General features: G+C 47.9%; 16 protein-coding genes. 5 read left to right on the top strand and 11 right to left on the bottom strand.

All coding sequences use genetic code 11. The annotated features are described in order from the left end of the window. The 4 genes from DXZ20_RS33330 to petP all read right to left on the bottom strand — a co-directional run. Positions 1-766 (bottom strand): transglycosylase domain-containing protein (locus tag DXZ20_RS33330; protein WP_163703705.1); only part of this gene is annotated, 766 nt, incomplete at its 3' end. 149 nt (positions 767-915) lie between these two features. Beyond that, complete coding sequence (gene chlG / locus DXZ20_RS33335; protein WP_163702977.1) at positions 916-1,932, bottom strand: chlorophyll synthase ChlG; 1,017 nt, start codon at positions 1,930-1,932, stop codon at positions 916-918. Positions 1,933-1,980: 48 nt separating this feature from the next. Further along, the gene (locus DXZ20_RS33340) at positions 1,981-3,063 is read right to left on the bottom strand and encodes a Get3/ArsA fold putative tail anchor-mediating ATPase NosAFP (RefSeq protein WP_163702978.1); all 1,083 of its coding nucleotides are present in this window, start codon (positions 3,061-3,063) and stop codon (positions 1,981-1,983) included. Between the two features lie 105 nt (positions 3,064-3,168). Further along, positions 3,169-3,363 carry a cytochrome b6f subunit PetP gene (gene petP / locus DXZ20_RS33345; RefSeq protein WP_036021259.1) on the bottom strand — a complete coding sequence of 65 codons (195 nt, stop codon included), beginning with the start codon at positions 3,361-3,363 and terminating at the stop codon, positions 3,169-3,171. 170 nt (positions 3,364-3,533) lie between these two features. Here petP and hisF point away from each other — a divergent pair, with 170 nt between their 5' ends. Together hisF and DXZ20_RS37980 are read left to right on the top strand one after the other, a co-directional pair. Continuing rightward, entirely contained in the window at positions 3,534-4,295 is a 762-nt protein-coding gene (gene hisF / locus DXZ20_RS33350; RefSeq protein ID WP_163702979.1) for an imidazole glycerol phosphate synthase subunit HisF, read from the top strand. Positions 4,296-4,455: 160 nt separating this feature from the next. Continuing rightward, the gene (locus DXZ20_RS37980) at positions 4,456-4,752 is read left to right on the top strand and encodes a hypothetical protein (protein WP_250564732.1); all 297 of its coding nucleotides are present in this window, start codon (positions 4,456-4,458) and stop codon (positions 4,750-4,752) included. A gap of 14 nt (positions 4,753-4,766) precedes the next feature. Here the strand turns inward: DXZ20_RS37980 and DXZ20_RS33360 are convergent, their stop codons facing one another. Beyond that, positions 4,767-5,462 carry a peptidoglycan-binding domain-containing protein gene (locus DXZ20_RS33360; RefSeq protein WP_250566018.1) on the bottom strand — a complete coding sequence of 232 codons (696 nt, stop codon included), beginning with the start codon at positions 5,460-5,462 and terminating at the stop codon, positions 4,767-4,769. Between the two features lie 190 nt (positions 5,463-5,652). Here DXZ20_RS33360 and DXZ20_RS33365 point away from each other — a divergent pair, with 190 nt between their 5' ends. Together DXZ20_RS33365 and DXZ20_RS33370 are read left to right on the top strand one after the other, a co-directional pair. After that, positions 5,653-6,441 carry an ADP-ribosylglycohydrolase family protein gene (locus tag DXZ20_RS33365; protein ID WP_163702981.1) on the top strand — a complete coding sequence of 263 codons (789 nt, stop codon included), beginning with the start codon at positions 5,653-5,655 and terminating at the stop codon, positions 6,439-6,441. Between the two features lie 460 nt (positions 6,442-6,901). After that, positions 6,902-9,436 (top strand): HD family phosphohydrolase, encoded by a 2,535-nt coding sequence (locus DXZ20_RS33370; protein ID WP_163702982.1) that lies wholly within the window; start codon positions 6,902-6,904, stop codon positions 9,434-9,436. A gap of 26 nt (positions 9,437-9,462) precedes the next feature. On the opposite strand, the gene DXZ20_RS33375 is transcribed toward DXZ20_RS33370, so the two are convergent. The 5 genes from DXZ20_RS33375 to amt form a co-directional block, all read right to left on the bottom strand. Beyond that, a complete protein-coding gene (locus DXZ20_RS33375) occupies positions 9,463-10,365 on the bottom strand; it encodes a metal ABC transporter permease (RefSeq protein ID WP_284681701.1) in 903 nt (300 codons plus the stop codon). Continuing rightward, a complete protein-coding gene (locus DXZ20_RS33380) occupies positions 10,358-11,134 on the bottom strand; it encodes a metal ABC transporter ATP-binding protein (RefSeq protein ID WP_163702983.1) in 777 nt (258 codons plus the stop codon). The genes DXZ20_RS33375 and DXZ20_RS33380 overlap by 8 nt, the downstream gene beginning before the upstream one ends. 137 nt (positions 11,135-11,271) lie before the next feature. Continuing rightward, the gene (locus DXZ20_RS33385) at positions 11,272-12,228 is read right to left on the bottom strand and encodes a metal ABC transporter substrate-binding protein (RefSeq protein WP_163702984.1); all 957 of its coding nucleotides are present in this window, start codon (positions 12,226-12,228) and stop codon (positions 11,272-11,274) included. A 302-nt stretch (positions 12,229-12,530) separates the two neighbouring features. Then, the gene (locus tag DXZ20_RS33390) at positions 12,531-12,854 is read right to left on the bottom strand and encodes a low molecular weight protein tyrosine phosphatase family protein (protein ID WP_163661144.1); all 324 of its coding nucleotides are present in this window, start codon (positions 12,852-12,854) and stop codon (positions 12,531-12,533) included. Between the two features lie 44 nt (positions 12,855-12,898). Then, positions 12,899-15,541: an ammonium transporter gene (gene amt, locus DXZ20_RS33395; protein WP_163702985.1), complete on the bottom strand. Its 2,643-nt coding sequence runs from the start codon at positions 15,539-15,541 to the stop codon at positions 12,899-12,901. A 458-nt stretch (positions 15,542-15,999) separates the two neighbouring features. On the opposite strand from amt, the gene polA reads away from it, so the two are divergent. Further along, the gene (polA, locus tag DXZ20_RS33400) at positions 16,000-18,876 is read left to right on the top strand and encodes a DNA polymerase I (RefSeq protein WP_163702986.1); all 2,877 of its coding nucleotides are present in this window, start codon (positions 16,000-16,002) and stop codon (positions 18,874-18,876) included. A gap of 318 nt (positions 18,877-19,194) precedes the next feature. On the opposite strand, the gene lepA is transcribed toward polA, so the two are convergent. Continuing rightward, a complete protein-coding gene (lepA, locus tag DXZ20_RS33405; RefSeq protein WP_163661151.1) occupies positions 19,195-21,000 on the bottom strand; it encodes a translation elongation factor 4 in 1,806 nt (601 codons plus the stop codon). Positions 21,001-21,229 lie beyond the last annotated feature (229 nt).

The following is a 21,229-nucleotide window of genomic DNA, read 5'->3' on the forward strand; positions in this document are numbered from 1 at the left end:
CCCGCTGCTGACGGGCCGCCGCTTCATCCACCAGCGGCGAGTAAAAGCTGGGAGCAGGAGCCATGCCCGCAATCAGAGCAATTTCCGAAACCGTCAGCTCTTCAACCGTCTTACCAAAATAAATCCAGGCAGCATCGGCCACGCCGTAGGCACCTGCCCCTAAATACACCAGATTTAGGTAGCGCTCTAGGATTTTCTCTTTGCCTAATTCTTGCTCTAATTTATTGGCAAGTAAGGCTTCTCGAAACTTTCGCTGAAAGCTCCGGTCTTGGTCCAAAAATATGATCCGGGCGACCTGCTGCGTAATTGTGCTGGCCCCTTCTAACAACTGCCGATTACGCAGGTTAGAGTTAATGGCCCGAGCAATACCCTTGTAGTCAATGCCATTGTGCTCGTAAAACCGACGATCTTCAGAGGCAATAAACCCCTGGACTAACGTATCTGGAATATCGTCAAACTCCAGATATTCCTGGGTCGCCGGACCAATTTTTTGAAGAACACTACCATCATCGGCCTTAATGGTGATGGTACCCGTACGCTCAAAGGTCAAAGCATCGGACACATTGGGCAAATTGGCATCGGCTTCTTGCCAAAATCGATAGCCACGGGCTGCTGGCCCAGCTATACCAGCTCCTGCCAACAGCGCCAGCCAAAACAAAACGCTCTTATAGAGAGGCTTAGGCCGTTTCTGTTTAACAACTTTAGTAGCACCTACAGAAGCTGTTTTAAACCGATCATTTTTGACTTTGCCAATCCAATTAGCCACGTTAAAGAAACCCTACCTAACCCATTTTCAAAAATGGTTACCTTGTTAGCACCCGTTGGTTCGCTTTGCGATGAGAATTTGCACCTGAAACTAACAAAACCTGGTTGACATATCTTGACACACCTCCAAAAAGGCTATCAGAATCTGACCTAACTCACCAAATAATCAGTGTGGCCAAGCGCCAAACCCAAAATCAGCATACCAATTACTAAAAATGGCTGAGCACTTGCCTGATATTTCACGTCATTAGCCAACGGATCCCGCAGAAAATACATGTCTTGAAAGGTTATTTGCGGAATAATCATCAAGATTAAAAGCACTGCATAGAGATTCTTGTGAATAGCGATCAGGTAAGTGGCCATGCCGGCTTGGAAAATATCGATCATTAGGACACAGATCCAAGCGGCAGCCCCCACACCAAACATCACTGGTAAAGACTTAAGGCCCAGAGCCTCGTCACCCTCAACACTCTTAAAGTCATTGACAACAGCAATCCCTAGACCAGCCATGCTGTAGAGCAATGTCAGCACAACGACAGTGGGATTAAGCTGACCAAACAGAGCATGCCCCGCCCACCATGGCAAAGCAATGTAGCTAGCACCTAAGGCATAGTTACCAAGCCAACCATTCTGCTTGAGCTTAAGCGGTGGAGCAGAGTAGATGTATGACACAAATGAACCACCTATTGCCAGCGCTGTCAAAATCGGAAAATCATGACTTGCCCAACGGTCCAAACCGTAGGCGACTGCTATTCCCCCCAGCAACAACACCCAAATTTGCAGCTGCACCTGCCCGAGGGCAATTGCCCCAGAGGGGATAGGACGATAAGGCTCGTTAATGGCATCTAGCTCTCGATCGTAATAATCATTGATGGTCTGGGTATACCCTGTCAGCAGAGGTCCTGCCATCAACATGCAGGCTAAGGATGCCAACACATGGTCCACACTCCAGACAAAATGCCCTGATGAGGCCGCACCACAAAGGACGCCCCAAATCAGAGGAATCCAGGTGATTGGCTTCATTAACTGCAGACGAATTTTCCAAATAGACGTTTCACCATCGGCGGCACCTTTCATCCCCAATAGCTGACGAGCCTTGGAACCTTCTGATGCTGCCGATACCTGGTCATCGGCGCTGGACGTTACTGGAGAAGAATTGTCAGCCATAGCTTCGAAGGTATTAGCAGTGGTATTAACAAAGAAATGATCAAAACCTTACCCAAAGGTCAAGATGAGATAGCCAGATTGAAACTTAGCTCCAGTCACCGAACGACCGTTCAAAGACTTCGGCAGGCTTAAGTTCCGACGCTGGTCCCCAGCTTCAATGGTGACTTCTGGGCCATATTGAGTGAGCTGAATCTGTTTTTTATCAAAGCTTGGTAAAAACAGACGGACGGTATTACTAGATAAATCAATCTCTACAGGGGCTGGCACTGAAGGAGCCGCCATATAGTCTGGCAAAGAATTCATCAAAGGCTTCCAGTCGCTGGACTGAGGCAACGTATGGACCGGCAAAGGCTCAAAATCTTGACTAGTATCAGCACGATTCAGCAAGACTCCACCCACAGTCATTTCTATTTGCTGAGCGGCCCCCCAAAGGTAGCGAGCAGTTGCGATCGCAACCTGCTCACCGGTAGATACCAGATAAGCTCGCACTCGCATCGGGTCTTTAACGGCAGCAATGCCCTTAACTACCAGATTTGTACTTTCCGCCACTTGGGGCTGGTCAAATAAATCACCAGACATACCACCGCTAAGCACTGCACCAGCAATGGGCTGCACAAAGGGCATTACTGATTTAGAGAATTGTGATTCCTGGAATACTTGCTTGAATCGTCGGAAGTACCAGTCTATGCCCGCTGGCATCCCCCACATTCGTAGACTCGCCTGATTTCCTGGACCATCATGGACGATGACATCATAGTCGCTGCTGGCATCGTATTCCCGCAGCGCATTGAGGGTAAGCGCCTGGTCCATCCCTGGCAACAAACTCAGCTCTTGACCATATACGGCTTTGAAAAAGGGATCCCTTAGATATTGGGCTTCAAGCTTTTTTAACTGCTCCCAATTTTGTCCCAGGAGCTGTGTAAATTGCAGCTGAACCACCGATAAAGTCGGAGACACTGGCTTAGGGGCAGCTGTAACAGCATGGCCTAAAAGCAGACCAAACCCTGGCCCAGCATCTTCAGTGACCAGCAACACACGCTGACCCTGGGTCGATAGTTTTTTGGCGGTTGCGATCGCAGATGTTGAGCGACCACTGCCTCCCTTGCCTAAAAACGTAAGAATTAGCGCCATCAGTGATAAATACAGAACTAGCGGATGATCTGAACAACTCCAATTAGGGGCACCTATTTCTAGGTGCCCCTATGTAATAGTCAAACAGACATGCTCAACAACGGCTTAGGTCGTTTGCTTCAGTTCATCTTCAAAAAACCAGCTAGAAAACTGATCTGAAAACTCAACGACAACGCCCACACCACTACCATCAACCATTTTGAACTGAGTAATCGTGCCCTCTTGCCCTAGACGCTTGGCAACGTTATCAGACACCCGATCTCGTACGCGTACAACTTTTACCTTTTGTCCGATATCCAAAGCCATACTCCAAGATTCTCCTCTCTGGGTAAGATTGACAAATATTAAGAATTAAAACTAATCCTCAGTCTATCAGTGTCTTGCTCTTTGTAAGCTATCCTGAAGAACTGTTGCTGGAGCCATGCCAGCAAGCGCTCTATTTATTTTTTGTCTACTTTACGGAAGCACCTATGCTGGCTAAGCGAATTTTGCCCTGTCTTGACGTCAAAGCGGGTCGCGTTGTGAAAGGCATTAATTTCGTAGAGCTGAAGGATGCAGGCGATCCAGTTGAGCTCGCTCAAGCCTATAACGCAGCAGGAGCCGACGAGCTAGTCTTTCTGGACATTACAGCCACCCATGAAGATCGCAACATCATTTTTGATGTCGTCTATCGGACGGCAGAGCAGGTCTTTATTCCTCTGACCGTCGGGGGTGGCGTTAATTCGGTTGAAACCATCAAGGCCCTTTTACGAGCTGGAGCAGATAAGGTCAGCATCAACTCTGCCGCTGTTCGTAATCCTGACTTTATTCAAACAGCCAGCGATCGCTTTGGTAGTCAGTGCATTGTGGTTGCCATTGATGCCAAACGCCGCTCTGATAACTCAGGGTGGGATGTCTTTGTGCGGGGTGGTCGAGAAAATACTGGGCTAGATGCGATCGCATGGGCTCAAGATGTTGTCGCCCGAGGTGCTGGTGAACTGCTGGTGACAAGTATGGATGCTGACGGCACTAAAGCCGGATACGACCTAGATCTGACCCGCACCATCGCTGAAGTAGTGAGCGTTCCAGTGATCGCATCAGGGGGGGCTGGAACCTGTGAACATATTCATGAAGCACTAACCAGCGGTCAAGCAGAAGCGGCCCTACTGGCATCCCTGCTACATTACGGTGAGCTTACAGTCGCAGAAATTAAAACTCATTTAGCAGAAAAAAACGTAACCATCAGGCCCTAAGATCAGATTCGAGTCCTCAAAAACCTTATACATCAGATACTTCAACCAATTCTTTCGGACTTATAAAATATTGCCGTTAGACAAGGCGCTTTTATGATAACTCTGTTACAATATGTAAAAGATAATAGTAAATCTTTAAGGCCTACTTACTTCTTAATCGATGACTCTTCTCATAATAGCCATCGTTACCGGTTTAGTTTTTTGGGCCCTACGTCTCATGGATAGGGCTTTAGTCAGCCAAGAGTTCTCTCTCATGCTGGCAGGTTTTTTGGTGGCTTCCGCTGCCGCCGCCATGGTCGGTGTTTACTTTCTTATGAGCGATTACATGGTGTACATGCACCAGAGTGAGCTTTTATTGAAAGACCAATATCCGTCTGGTTTCCTAGTATTGGATGAACAGATATCGTCCTTAGATGCTGAGCTGTACTCACTTGATGTAGCAAGCTTACCTAAGTAGCAGACTTAATACTGTTACTTGAATAGTTCTGACCAGGTAGCTGGCCCAACGACACCATCTACCTCTAAGCCGACTCGACGTTGAAACTCCTGTACTGCTTCCTCTGTGAGAAAACCAAACACACCATCAATAGGCCCTTGGTAAAGATTGAGGTCAGCCAAACGGTTTTGTAAACGGCTAACATCAACTCCAGAATCATCTAGCTGCAAAATTGGCACATTGCCTGCCGTCGCAACGATGGTGTCTTCAGCCAATGAATCGTCGTTGCTATCATCATCTGACACGGTTGTTGTCTCGTCAGTTGCGTCTGCGGAAACCTGCGGTTCGATAGGCTCTGTCAAATTTTCTGGTGTGGGCAATAACCGACGCCATGTTAAAGGTCCGACCAATCCATCCGCAGTCAATCCCGCATCGACTTGAAATTGACGAACAGCTTCCAGGGTCATCTGTTCATAGGTACCATCTACAGCACCGGAATAGTAGCCCATCAGCGCTAACATCGCCTGCACTCTTTTGACGTCAGAACCTGTACTGCCCGGTCCTAAAACCGAACCTGCTTGTTTGAGGGAAGCAGTTCCGGCAGCATTCAATTCATCGCTTTGCTCTGGGGATGAACCCTCTATTTCCGCCAATACAACTGTTGACATCAATCCCGCAACAGCTGCTGACAAACAAAGATTAGAGATCGTAAATAAACCCCAACGTTTCATGTGAAGAGCTCACCATAATGTGTGGCATGGGCATAGACCAATCAAGTTTAACGCCCAGTCAAAGTTAAACAATACGATGGCACAGCATGCTGATTGCGTCCAGATAAATTGATATTTCTAGGTATTAGACATAAGCCCTGTAACGTTATTGGGTTCATTACAATCTGCTCAGTCTTACTCCAGAGAAACTATGCCGACTATATCAATCGCCGCTAAATTTCACGGGAGTCTGATGGGAGCCTATCTAGGCCATAGCTATGGGGCTGGTTATCGAGGCCCGTGGCTGCCTCTCCATGAGAGCCCCCTATATCAATCATGGCTGCACGGTACACAGCAAAACCTATTGCAGCCAACACCCACAGATGCTAATCCGCTCCTAGGGCTACCCTGGTTGTTACATCATCACGATAACAGCGATGCCCGTCATCGTTGGCTAGCGCAAATCATAGAGTCAGGCCATCACACCGAGGCTATAAGTGTGACTGAGACTATGGCAACTCTTGGCATATTGGGTGACTGCTTAGCATGGCTCATGCACTACAATCCAGTCACTCAACACTCACCTCCATTGCTGAGTCAGCACCTCAGCCAACAGCTACCCGACTATCCAGCCAGTCTTATACCCCAAGCCCAGCACATCATCGAGTGCTTAGATCCCCCGTCACCCACACTCAATCTTGAAGCGCTGGATCCTCAGCCCTCAGCGATCATGGTATTAGCCATCCAACAATCCCTAAGTTACCGAGAAAATTTGGCCTTAGCGATCGCACACCCAGACATCGTCACACCAATACCAGCAATGATTGGCTGTTTACTTGGCGCTTGGGGCGGTATGTCGGTTATTCCAACTAGGTGGATACTGACAATCCCCCCTGAGCAAAGGCATTCCCTTGAGCAAATTGCTAGCAAACTCTATCGCCATTGGGCTGGTATTGCTAATATTTCAGCCAACTGCGAAGTATTCCCCCTAGATTTATAGGCTCTGCCCCCTCTCTTAAAATAGAGCTAGCTATAATAGCTGCATGGGTATGCTAAGCATCTTCCAACACAGTTGCCCATTAAAGCTGAGGATGAAAAGAGTGGTACGCTTAGGCGACTGCTTATTTAAAGTTAGTAACACTGACCGACTCAGATTGGCACAGTGTTGTTTAGGGTGCATGTTCAGCACTGAATCGTAGGATTCAAATGCGTTCTTTTAGACAATGTATGGGTAATTATTAGCTCAACAGAATCTATAAGAATATGGCCAACGTTCTAGTTAATGAGCCCTAATAAACCAAAGCGTTGACTGTTGATTGTTTGAGACATCTAGGGTACTTCCAGGGGCAATTTATTGCCCTCCATCACCTTTATCAGGTGTCTAACGCTATTAGGCCACTAAATCAGCGGTGTTTCACACCTGTAGCTCATAATGGCAGCCTTGGTTGTTGAGGCCTTTCATGCAGTCGGTGACATTCATGGTCAAAGCAGTTTGGCAACGTTTGCGTACTTCGGTTGGCTGGTGCAAAACTCAGTTACCTCAAGTTTCGACGTCTTTGCGTCAAAGATCTAATACATCAATCCGTCAGTCTACCAAGTCAGGCAATGATTCGACGGGGCGTTACGTTATTTCCCGTCACAATCCCTTCAACCAAACTCAAATTGCCATTGTATTCACAGTGTTGCTGCTGACAGCCATACTGGGTCAGCGATTTTATAACCAACCGGCATTGACTGTAAGCACTATCGCTGCCGACACCTTCATAGCGCCCTACAACGCGACTTTGCCAGACATGATCACCACTGAGGCCAACCGCCAAGCGGCCCGCAGTGGCTCTATTATTGTTTTGCAGGTTGATCAAGCAAAGACAAAAGCGATTCTAGAAGAAGCCAACGGCATCTTGAGCCAGGGTAGTACGTTACGGCAGCAGGCTGGTGATATCCCTTATATTTCAACAGCTCAGTTATCAACTAGAACCCAGCAACATCTACGCCAAACCACGTCAGAGGAGTGGACGGAAATTTGGAGTTTGACTCAGATTTCCACACTGACAAGCAGTGTCTTACAACAGGGAACCAATGGCGCACTACAAGGACGTCTCAATAATTTAGAAACTAATCAGCATATTGCCCTCGACGAGCTATTACGCCTAAGAGACCGCACCTCTCCCCAGTCCATGGCAGCTGTACGGAGTCAGGTGGATGCTAATCGACAACAGTTAGCAGCCACTAAACCCAAACTACAGAGTCTGACGACTCGTGATGGTGGTCAGCCATTAGACACCAGACTTTTTGATTTAAGTGAGCCCAGTTGGCAAGCTGTTCAAACCACCAGCCGCTTAGTCTTAAATCGAATGCTGACCCAAGGTATTCATGAAGGTACACCGATCGCACTATGGCAGCAGGCCATCGAGACTCAGCTCCAAGGGACCTTAGATTTGGCAGATTCCACTATTCTTAATCGCGATGAGCTGCTAGCCCAAGAAACCATCGCCAAGGAAATCACCGCCAAGATCATTAGCTCTGTTTTACGCCCTAATCTGATTGAGGATCAAGAACAAACGCGTTTACGGGCTGAACAGGTGGAAAATGAGGTCCAAACAGTAACTGTATCTATTGAGCAGGGTGACGCGATTGTCGAAAAAGGAGAGGCCATCACCCAAGGAGATTTTGTCTTGCTGGATCATTTTAATATGACCCAGCGACGCATTAACTGGTTAGGTTTTGCTGGCTTTGGTGGATTAGTGAGTGTCGGTGTTGGCTTATTGCTATGGATCGACCATTGGCAAGCAGGGGGGCTACGGCAGCGCGATCATCTATTGGTGCTGTGTCTCATTGTCAGCGTCGCTGTGTTAATGGCCCTGAGAATACCTGGCTTAGGGTTACCAGCTGTTGGCCTATTACTGGGTAGCTTTTATGGCTACATTTTGGGAGCAGTCACCATTGTCCTATTGGTGATTCTATTACCAGTAGGGGGCTCAGTCGCCTTTTTATCTCTATTTTCAGCAGCCTGCGCAGCGTTGGTAGGGGCATGGATTGCACCACGGTTGCGATCGCGAGAAGAATTTGCCCTACTAGGTGGTGTGGTCGGTCTCACCCAAGGTGTCATTCACCTAGTCTTGACCCTCATGTTCAACAGTGTTGCCGCCTCCCTTTGGTACACCGTCATTCGTGATTCAGCTCTGTTTGGGGTCTACGGTATCGCCTGGAGTATTGTTGCTCTGGGGGTAAGCCCCTATCTAGAGTCAGTATTTGATGTGGTCACCCCCATCCGTCTGGCTGAATTATCCAACCCCAATCGTCCTCTCCTCAAACGTCTAGCGGCGGATGCCCCTGGCACATTTCAACACACCATGTTTGTGGCTAATTTGGCAGAGGCTGCTGCCCGTGCCTTGGGTCACAATGTTGAGCTTGTCCGCGCAGGGACGCTTTATCACGACATTGGCAAGATGCATGATCCTTTAGGATTCATTGAAAACCAGATGGGAGGACCTAACAAACATGATTTGATCGACGATCCATGGGTCAGCGCTGACATTATCAAAAAGCACGTAACAAAAGGGTTAGTCATGGCTCGTAAACATCGACTCCCCAAGGCGATTCAGGCCTTTATTCCTGAGCATCAGGGAGCCATGCTGATCAGCTACTTCTACTATCAGGCCCAGGAAATTGCCAAGGAAAATCCTGAGATGGAGATCCGCGAAGAAGACTTTCGCTATGATGGCCCGATTCCCCAATCTCCTGAAACCGGCATTGTCATGCTGGCAGATTCATGTGAAGCGGCATTGCGATCTCTCAACAAAGAAGCCTGCGCCGAAGAGGCCTATGCCATGGTGAACAAAATTCTTCGCGCTCGCTGGAAAGATAAACAGTTAATTGACTCTTGCCTCACCCGGAAAGACATGGACATCATCGCCAATGTATTTGTGCAAGTGTGGCAGCAGTTCAACCACAAACGCATCGCCTATCCCAAAGGCGCACTAACCGCAAGGTAAGGCTGGCTAGGAAATGGTATAAGCCCTTAGAGCTCTTGACTCACCTGCATCTGACGCCTCAACCGTTGCCCCAAAATGCCGTACTTAGGGGCAAACACCATGGCTAAACCAAACAGAACAGTCATTAGAACAACAATGCTGCCCCCCGTCGAAACATCCAGGTGATAGCTCAGATAGGTGCCTAAAACACAGGAAAGCACACTGGTAGCAACTGAGATCGCTAGCATATGGTCAAACCTATCGGTCAGTAGATAGGCTGTGGCTCCTGGCGTCACTAGCAGGGCAACCACCAAAACAATGCCTGCTGTTTGCAAGGCTGTCACAATAGTCAGCGCTAGCACCGACAGCAGCGTGTAGTACATTAGCTGAGTGTTGAGACCAATGGCTTTGGCATGGTTAGGGTCAAAACAAAAAAGCAGCAAATCCTTACGGCGCAGCAGAATGATCACTAATGTGACGATACCTGCTATTAAGGTTTGCACGATATCTGACCGGGAAATCCCCAACACATTGCCAAACAAAATATGAAACAGGTCTACATTGCTCGGGATTCTGGTGGCTAATACCAGCCCAAAGGCAAAGAAACCAGTGAAAATCACGCCAATGACGGCATCTTCCTTAAGTCGCGTTTGGGATTTTACATAGCCGATGAGCACCGTGGCCCCAAACCCAAAGATAAAAGCCCCCAAGGCAAAGGGTAATCCTATGGCATAGGCCACCACTACACCTGGTACTACTGCATGGGAAACCGCATCACCCATTAAAGACCAGCCATTGAGGGTGATGTAGCAAGACAAGACGGCACACACGACACCGACAAAGGCACTGACCCACAGGGCTTTAACCATAAAGCCAGCCTGGAGTGGCTCGCTGACCCACTGCCAAAGGGGGCTTAAGACTGCTCCACTGATAGCCCATAGATTACTCATAGCGTTGTCTCGATAAATTTACCTTGGATAAACTGCTCAATGGCAAACCGCCAAAGGTCATGGACAGGTTTTCTTCGGTGAAGGTATCGGCGGTGGTGCCTTCGGCCAGAACAGTATGGTTAAGCAGAATGGTGCGATCGCAAAACGTAGAAATTGACGCCAAATCATGGGTAGACACTAAAATCGTGTGTCCCTCTTCACGTAATTGCAGCAGTAGATTGACAATCCGCTTTTCCGTCTTCACATCTACCCCAGTGAACGGTTCATCAAGCAAAATCACTGGGCTATTTTGCGCCATCGCCCGCGCCAAAAATGCTCGTTTTTTCTGCCCCCCCGACAATTCGCCAATCTGCCGCTGACGAAAATCAGCCATACCCACACGGTCTAAACTCTCCGCCACCTGTCGACGATCCTCACGCCCAGGAATGCGCAACATATTCATGTAGCCATAACGCCCCATCATCACCACCTCCGACACACTCACCGGAAAATTCCAGTCCACGTCGTCTGATTGGGGGACATAGGCCATGAGCTGACGCTTTTGCGCCATTTTTACGGAAAGGCCGTCAATGTGTACTCGTCCTTGATTAGGGTTGAGAAACCCCATGATGGTTTTGAACAGCGTAGATTTGCCGCCACCGTTGGGACCAATCAAGCCCGTAATCGTGCCAGGGTAGACATAACAGCTAGCGTTGTACAAAGCCAGGTGGGCATTGCTGTAGGTAACACTAATGTTCTCGACAGTGATGCCAAAAGTATCTGATCGCATCGTTGGCTAAGGAGTAAAGGACAGAGTAGGGTGGGCAATACCCACCAAAACCTATTGCATGTGAATCATATTGATGGGGCAATGCCCACTCTAGAAATTTCCTGGGATGAGAAAGCTATTGGCCCATAGCCAAAACATTATGGTGATAGCAGTCCTTCGCTAATCACCTGCACGTCATATGCCAACAGATCTAAAAACGTAGGTACAGGACCATCAGCCGTAGACAGCGAGTCAACATATAAGTTGCCACCGAACTTAGCCCCGGTGGCCCGTGCCACCTCTCGTTGCCCCTCATCACTAACGGTGCTTTCACAAAAAACGGTTGGAATATCGTTAGCTTGAACGTCTTCAATCACCCCTTGAATTTGCTTAGGGGTAGATTGCTGTTCGGCATTTATGGGCCAGAGATAGACTTCTTGTAGACCATAGTCGCGGGCTAGATAAGAAAACGCACCTTCACAACTCACCAGATAACGCTGGTCAACCGGCACCTGAGCTAAATTGGCCTGTAGCTTTTCATCAATAGCTTGCAGCTGTTCACTGTAAGCGGCAGCATTGGCGTTGTAGATTGCCTCGTTTTCAGGGTCAAGCTCTACAAACGCCTGGCGAATATTTTCCACATATATCAGTGCGTTTTGAGGAGACATCCATGCATGGGGATTTGGTTTATCGGCATAAGGACCTTCCGAAATAGCAATCGGTTCAATCCCTTCCGTCAAAATCACCGATGGCACATCCTGCACATTGCCCAAAAACTGCTCAAGCCAGCGCTCCAGATTCATGCCGTTATAAAAAATGAGATCAGCATCCTGGGCTTTGGTTAAATCACTCGGTATCGGCTCATACCCATGGATTTCTGCGCCAATACGGGTGATAGATTCCACCCGCAGCTCATCCCCAGCTACATTCTGGGCCATATCTGCCAAGATTGTGAACGTTGTCAGTACAACTTTTTGGTCGTCAGCAGTCGCGTTCTCAGATGTTGGAGACTCCTGACCACAGGCGGTTAAACTCAACAAGACCGCAATACTAGATGCCCAAAACACTCTGGATGATAGAGACTTAAATTGATGTCCCCACTGTTTATTGTTCATGATCCATTACTGGTGGGATTGACCCAAGTTCTTATTTCATAATTACTTCACTTTTCATAATTGTCTCATAATTAGAGGACGCTGTGGAGATGTGAAGCTTAAAATCCGATTAGACTTTTGCAGCCGTCTGGTCTAGAGCTAGGGTTTTAACCAGGAAGACTCTTCCATGCATCGAATCCGCCTTGTTCACGTCGCGAGACAAGGCGGCGGCTGTAGATTTTCCAGTGAAATTTATTGGGACATTGCATTTCAGCAACTGCTACTAGCCGACAAGCATGGGCAATAATCAAGTGCAGCATCTATCAGATGCCAAGATAGCTTTCAATAGAGTTTTGCAAAATTTCTACCAGCTCTGCATCCATAAACTGATATTCATCTGGAATATCAAGTACATGGATAGTCTTGTGGCTCATCAATCGAGGAAATTCAGCCTTGAGTCTATCTTTGTGCTTTTGCTCCATGGCAAAAATCGTATCTGCCCATTGGATATCCTTGGCTGAAACTGTTTTACGGGCTCTAGGGCTAGTACCCGCTGATCGGACATAAATACCTGGCTGTTTTGACCAAACCTTCTCAGCAGTAGGGCTACGCCATTGATTACGACTACAGATGAACAAAATATTCATGTCATCTAGGTCAGGAGAACGGGGTCATGATTGGTGCTATGAGCTCAAGGTGTAGACATGTTTGCAGCAGTTTTAGAGTGCGATCGCAATGCCAGTGTCTTCGGTACAACCACCTGAAATTCACTGCCCTGACCCAATACAGAATTGCAGCGCAACTCACCACCATGCTGGTCTACAACAATTTGATGACTGATAGCTAAACCCATCCCAGTTCCATAACCAACAGGCTTGGTCGTGAAAAAGGGATCAAAAATTTGCTGCTGTAAGGCCTTCGGAATACCTGTGCCATTATCAGCAATAGTGATCACAACACACGCTGACTGCTCCTCGGTTGTAATCGTAATTGTGCCTGACCCGTGCGTCTCCAAAGCATCAATAGCATTATTGAATAGGCTCAAAAAGACCTGGTTCAAAGCCCCTGCATAGCATTGAATTTTAGAGACATTACCATAGCGCTTATCCACCAAAATCTTGGGACGTCTAGCAGTCATATTTAAACGATGTGCCAGCATCATCAACGTATTATCCAATCCCCTATGGATATCGACAGTTTTCACATCTGATTCACCAAAGCGGGCAAATTGTCTCAAGGACTGCACAATTTCTCGAATGCGTTCTGTACCAGTTGTGATGGAGCCAATTAATTTTGGAAAATCTTTCCTGATGTAGGCGATATCTGCATCCTCGACATCTTTTTGCATGTCAGGTGGCAGTTCAATTACCTGTGATTGGTAGTGGCTAATCACCAGTAACAAATCTTCCACATACGCTATGGCATGTTCAAGGTTGCCATAAATAAAACCGACGGGATTATTGATCTCATGGGCAATACCAGCCACTAACTGCCCTAACCCTGCCATTTTCTCACTTTGCAATAGTTGAGCCTGAGCCTGCTTCAGTTCGTTTAGTGCTTTTTCCAGTTGACCGGCAGTTCTACGGGCCTCTAATTCGGACGCCATCAGAGCCGCTTCTGATTCCTTACGCTCGGTGACATCCCTCACCATGATGGTCAAAAAGTTGGCGGACCTTAATTGAGAATCAGTGACCAAAACTTCAATGGGGAATCGTCGGCCCTGATTGTGTATGCCAATCGCCATGTAGGCCTCACCTGTACGGCAACCCTGTTGCAAAAACTGTTGCAGGGATTGAAAAGCGGCATCTTGGGACTGCACCAAATCTGTCTCAATCAAAGTAGTTAGGGATTGCCCAATCATCTGTAACCAGTGGCCACCAAAAATTTTTTCAACAGCCGGATTCGTGCTCTGAAGGATCAAGGTCTCAGGATCAACCGTCAAAATGCCATCCGCTGCAGTCATGATAATTGCATTTGTTCTGGCGGTAGATCGGTCTAGCGCATCAACCACCTGGTTATACCAACGGCTAATTTGACCAATTTCTGTCAACGCACTGACTGTCACCCGTCGCTGTAAATTACCGGTTTTCGCATGGGTTTGCATAGTTTCAAATAAGTTCTGAAACTCATTACGCGCACCATGCTCTGACACATTTAAGCCAATGTACTCCTGCTTCAGGGATACCCGTAGCGACGCATACCGATTAAGCAGTAATAAGACTAGCAACGTTACCGTGAATGACCATAGTCCACAAGCCAAAATGCCTGAGCACTGAGCAATAAATTGCTCCCAGCGGTTCAGCCCAGTGTCTAATCGCCCTAAATCACCCAATAATGCAACGGCTAATGTTCCCCAAACACCTGGGCCAAGATGGACAGGAATGACCCCGACTGCATCGTCAATGCGCAGTTTGTCTAGGAGGGCGTCAACGCCTAACATCACCAATCCACCCATGCCGCCAATCAGCACCGCACTGCTCAAAGACACAGCATGACAACTAGCCGTAATCGATACTAGGCCCGCAAGAGAGCCATTCATCACGGCCTTAAACGGCAAATGGTTCTTTTGCACCATGAGAGACCATGTCAAAGGAGCAGTCAATCCCGCCGCCCCTGCTAACAAGGTATTTACCAAAATTCTTGGGACCTGATCATTGAAAGCAAGGGTACTGCCGCCATTAAATCCAAACCAGCCAAACCACATCAGTAGCGCGCCTAAAAAAGCTAAGGGCAGATCTGAACTGGGGGCTTGTTGATCAAAGTTTTGTCGAGAAAAGCGACCAAGACGCGGACCGATGACCAAAACTGCAGCTAGGGCAACCCACCCACCTAAACTATGGACAATCGTAGAACCTGCAAAATCGACAAAGCCTTTTTTGCTTAACCAACCAATTGCAACTGATTGATCTAAACCACCCCAGACCCAATGACCAAATACTGGATACACCAACCCGGATATCAGTACAGCGCTGAATAGATACCCTCGAAATGTCATGCGCTCAGCCACTGCTCCTGAGACGATAGTGACAGCAGTGCTACAAAACATTGCCTGAAATAGAAAGAAAATGAGAGGCCAACTATCCGCTTGGTTAAACTCAGGCAAAAAGTCACTAAAACCCCACCAGCCATACATAGAGGTGCCAAACATCAAGCCGTAGCCAAAGGCCCAAAACATCATGATTGATAGGCCAACATCCGCAATATTTTTAATGGCAACGTTGATGTTGTTTTTGCGACGGGTGGAACCAGCCTCTACACATAAAAAACCCGCTTGCATCAGAAACACTAGGCTAGCGCTCATAACCACCCACAGTGCATCTAATGAAAGCGACATAGTTCTGAAAAGCTAACTATATAGGTACAAACTTCTCTATGGCAGCCCGATCGTCCGGAGACTAACTAGCTTTGAATCCTGATGGGTGAATGCTGATGTGGAGTATCCGATGGATTTAGGTGAGACCACAACACCTCCTTGCTCTCACACCAAGGAGAAGGCAAAACTATTTGATATCAAATAACTCTCAACTGAACACTTCAATACTCGTCAACTCTAGCTCCACAAGCAGACTATAGTCACCGCTTATATGAATAACTTTTACATTGGAAGCAAGACATACTTGCCAGATAAGGAGCAGGGTAAATGCTGAATTCACAATCGATATGGCGTGCCCCTATCGCCAAACTACCCCATAGACCACGTCCCAGTTGAAACCGGTCGCTTCGTTACCGAAAAAACTACAGTTCTGGCCGTGGACACGCTTTAATTAAAAAGCTGCATTGGCGACAAGTGTTTTGAGTTCTGACAGACCCACCCTGCTAATCATCGACGGCCACTCCCTGGCGTTTCGGTCTTACTACGCCCACGCCAAAAGTCGCGATGGAGGATTACGCACATCCAAAGGCATTCCCACTAGCGTTTGCTTTGGCTTTCTCAAGTCCATGAGCGACATGATGGTGGTGGAAAAACCTGACTATGCAGCCGTCGCATTTGACTTAGCTGAGCCCACCTTTCGCCACAAAGCTGCTGATAGCTACAAAGAAGGGCGGCCAGAAACACCAGAAGACTTTATCGAAGATGTAGAAAACCTCAAGCAGCTGTTGACAAGCTTTAAGCTGCCGATTCTCACAGCCCCAGGATTTGAGGCGGATGACGTCATTGGCACGTTAGCAACCAAAGCCGAGAAAGAAGGTTATGCAGTCAGAATTTTGAGCGGCGACCAGGATCTATTTCAGCTGATCGACGATAACGAGCACATTAAGGTACTGCATCTGGGCAGTACCTTTGGCCGCACCAATGGTCTGGCCAAGGAATATGGCATTAAGGAAGTTGAGGAAAAACTTGGCATTAAGCCTAACCAGGTAATCGACTACAAAGCCCTCTGTGGCGATACCTCGGATAATATTCCTGGAGTGCGAGGCATTGGTAAAAAAACTGCCGTCAAGCTGCTGACAGAACACGAAAACTTGGAACGTGTCTATGACGCAGTGCCTGACATGAAGGGTGCAGTCAAGAAAAAGCTGGAAACTGGCAAAGAGGACGCAGACAAGTCCAAATATCTCGCAACTATCGTCACTGATGTTGAACTAGATGTCGATCTAGCGGATTGCAAATTAGAAGGGTTTGACGAAGGCAAGGTCATCCCTCTACTGAAAAATCTGGAGTTTCAGTATTTCATTAATCGTCTGAACAAGTTACAGGAGGCATTTGGCGGCGAGGTTACAGCCACATCAACAAAGGTCTCTACACCGATTGATGATGAGGAAACATCTTTTTTCACCGCAGAAGAAACTGATACCGCTACCGATGTGGAAGAGGTGGACATTAAGCCACAGATTGTTACTACAGCGGAACAGTTGCAGGCTCTGGTGGCTGAATTAGAAACTCAAACAGATAAAGCTCGGCCCGTGGCTTGGGATACGGAAACGACGGCGATTGAGCCGCTGGATGCTGAGCTGGTAGGGATTGGCTGCTGCTGGGGAGATGGACCAGAGGATTTGGCCTATGTGCCAGTCGGTCATGGTTCAGGAGAGCAGCTACAGTTAGCACATGTCTTAGCTGCACTCAAGCCAATTTTAGAAAGTGCCGACTATCCAAAATCTCTACAAAATGCCAAGTATGACCGAGCGGTGCTCAAAGGTCAGGGGATTGAGCTAACAGGTGTGGTGTTTGATACCATGCTTGCCAGCTATGTACTGAATCCAGAAAGCAGTCACAATTTGACAGATATGTCGCTGCGCTATTTGAATGTGGCAGCACAAAGTTATAGCGACTTAGTACCAAAAGGTAAAACCATTGCAGATATTGCGATTGATCAGGTAGCAACTTACTGCGGTGGGGATGTGCACACCACCTATCGGTTAGTGCCGATTTTGCAAGATGAATTAAAGCAGGTGGATGCGATCGCAACCCTATTTCGCGACATCGAAGTCCCCCTCGAAGCCGTCCTTGCCGACATGGAAGCCACCGGTATCCGCATTGACGAACCTTACCTGAAACACTTCTCAGAGCAGCTCGAAGCCGACCTTTACGAGTTGCAAATCAAAGCCTACGACTACGCGGGCGAAGAGTTTAACCTTAGCTCTCCCAAGCAGCTCAGCGTCTTGCTATTTGAAACCCTAGGGTTGAACAAAAAGAAAACCCGTAAAACCAAAACTGGCTACTCCACAGACGCATCTACTCTTGAGAAACTTCAGGGCGATCATCCAGTGGTGGACTGTATCGTCAGCCATCGCACATTATCCAAACTGAAATCCACCTACGTGGACGCCTTACCCAAGCTAGTGCGAGCTGATACAGGCCGTGTCCACACTGACTTTAACCAGGCCGTCACTGCCACCGGTCGCCTGTCCTCATCGAATCCGAACCTGCAAAATATCCCCGTTCGCACCGCCTTTAGTCGCCAAATTCGTCAGGCATTCTTGCCTCAAGAAGGGTGGCTACTAGCCGCTGCCGACTACTCCCAAATCGAACTAAGAATTCTCACCCACCTCAGCGGAGAGTCAGTCTTGGTCGATGCCTATCGCACCGGACAAGATGTCCATAGCCTCACCGCGCAACTACTCTTGGATAAAGAAGAAATCACTTCAGACGAACGCCGCATGGGTAAAATCATCAACTTCGGCGTTATTTACGGCATGGGTGCTGTGCGTTTTGCTCGCGAAATGGGTGTGAGCCGTACGGAGGCCAAGGCCTTTATCGATAAATTTAACGAGCGCTACTCGCGGGTCTTTGAGTACTTGCAACAAATGCAGCGTGAGGCCATTGCCCATGGTTATGTGGAAACCATCTTAGGTCGCCGCAGATATTTCAACTTTTCGAGCAATAGCTTGCGGCCACTGAAGGGCAGATCTCCAGATGAAATTGAACTCAATAAGCTCAAACCGGGTGGCTATGATGCAGGCCTATTACGGGCAGCTGCCAATGCCCCAATTCAGGGTTCTAGTGCTGACATTATCAAAATCGCGATGATTCAGCTGCATGAAGTCCTCAAGGAATATCAGGCCAGACTTTTACTACAGGTCCATGACGAATTGATTTTTGAAATTCCCCCCGATGAATGGCCGGAACTAGAGGAAAAAATCACCCGAACAATGGAATCCGTTGTGAAATTATCGGTGCCCTTAAAGGTGGAAATCAACGCTGGCAAAAATTGGATGGACGCGAAATAATCCACACATCCATTACGTCACGTAGGGGCCATCCCTTTTGGCTGTCCTCACTCGCTAACGCCATTAACCAATATCCAAAATCCATAGGCCATCATAAATCCCACAGGCATGTTGATTAATCACCATCGTAGGGGCCATCCTTTGTGGTTGCCCTCGATCGCTAACGCTATTGACCAACATGCAAAACCAATAGCGCCATTATTTTCATGGGAATTTTGGGTTTTCGGTTGATAGCGAAACGTAACCCAGGGCAGCCACAAGGGCGTGCCCCTACGGAATATCTAATTCAATGGGGGGATTCAGCGTACCCAAACCCATTTAATTCAATTTCAATACCGCCATAAATGCTTCCTGTGGCACATCCACCGTACCGATGGCCTTTAGGCGCTTCTTACCTTTGGCCTGTTTCTTCAACAGTTTCTTCTTACGGGAGATGTCACCGCCGTAACACTTAGACAATACATCCTTGCGCAGGGCTGGAATACTGGCACTGGCAATGATGCGACTACCAATGGCTGCCTGAATTGGGATCTTAAACTGGTGTCTGGGAATTAGCTCTTTGAGCTTTTCTGCCAGCGCCTTACCCACATAGTACGCTTGGTCACGGTGCACAATGGCCGCCAGCGGATCAACCTTATCGCCATTGATCATCACATCCAGCTTCACCAGATAATTCACACGATAATCAATCAGTTGGTACTCCATGCTGGCGTAACCGCGAGACCGAGATTTCATCTGGTCGAAGAAGTCAGTCACCACTTCAGCTAAGGGGATTTCATACACCAGCGTAGTACGCCCTTCTGTTAGATACTTCATATCCTTAAAGTCGCCCCGTCGGGTCTGGCACAGGTCCATCAGTGTTCCGACAAACTCTTCAGGAGTAAAAATTTCTACTTTGACATAGGGCTCTTCAATTTTTTCCCGCTCTTGGGGCTCCGGCAGTTCGCAAGGGTTGTCAATATTTAGCACCGCGCCATCGATCGTCGTGACTCGATAAACCACCGATGGCGCTGTGGTAATCAAATCCAGGTTATATTCCCGCTCCAGCCGCTCCTGCACAATTTCCATGTGCAAGAGTCCTAAGAAACCACAGCGGAAACCAAAGCCCATGGCACTGGAGGTTTCGGGCTCGTACTGTAGGGCAGCATCGCTGAGAGTTAACTTTTCTAAGGCATCGCGCAGATCTTCGTAGCGATCAGAGTCAGTGGGAAAAAGTCCACAGAATACCATGGGGTTAGCTTCTACGTAACCCGGTAAAGGTTCTTCGGCTTTCTTTTTAACTAGGGTAATGGTGTCGCCAACTCGGGCATCAGCCACGGCTTTAATAGAAGCAGATATATACCCCACTTCACCAGCATGGAGTTCATCAACTTCGATTTGATGGGGAGCGAGTACGCCCAGCTCATCGATTTCGTATTCCTTACCGGAGGCCATCAGACGGATGCGATCGCGACGACTTAACGTTCCATCCACCACTCGGAAATACACAATCACCCCGCGATAGCTGTCGTAATAGCTATCAAAAATCAGCGCCCGCAGCGGCTTCTCCGTATTATCTTCAGGCTCGGGGACGGTCTCTACAATAGATTCCAAAATCTCAGTGATGCCTAGCCCCTCTTTAGCCGACGCCAGAATAGCATTGCTACAGTCCAGACCAATGATATCTTCAATTTCTTTCTTGACCCGATCCGGTTCTGCACCGGGCAGATCTACTTTATTCAGAACGGGAATAATTTCTAGATCGTTTTCCAGGGCCAGATAGACATTGGCCAACGTCTGTGCCTCCACACCCTGGGAGGCATCCACCACCAGTAGCGCCCCTTCACATGCAGCTAAAGCGCGGGAGACCTCGTAGGAAAAATCAACGTGCCCTGGCGTATCAATCAGGTTAAGCACATATTCGTCGCCACCCTCAGCCTGATAGTTCATACGAGCCGCCTGGAGCTTGATGGTAATGCCCCGCTCCCGTTCTAGGTCCATGGTGTCGAGGACCTGAGCCTTCATATCCCGCTCGCTAATGGTTTTGGTTTCCTGTAGCAACCGATCAGCCAGGGTAGATTTTCCATGATCGATGTGAGCAATAATCGAAAAATTTCGGATGCGAGAGACGGGCGCGTCGGTCATGGAAAGAAGAAACTCAAACTAGAGAGCAAGAAGCACTTAGCTTATCTTAATGCTTTGTTCCAATACTTTGTTCATCCATAAACCTACCCACCAATATCCATAAGCTTATCCATAAGCTTTTTCAGGGTGAGCGTTTGCTTGGATGATTCAGGCAGTACCTTATTCAAGCAATCAAGTAATAAAGCTTTATTGCTTTTGCATGGGATCCTTGCAGGGAAAACATTAAGGG

This window comes from Adonisia turfae CCMR0081, assembly GCF_011009555.1.
Lineage (GTDB): Bacteria > Cyanobacteriota > Cyanobacteriia > Phormidesmidales > Phormidesmidaceae > Leptothoe > Leptothoe turfae.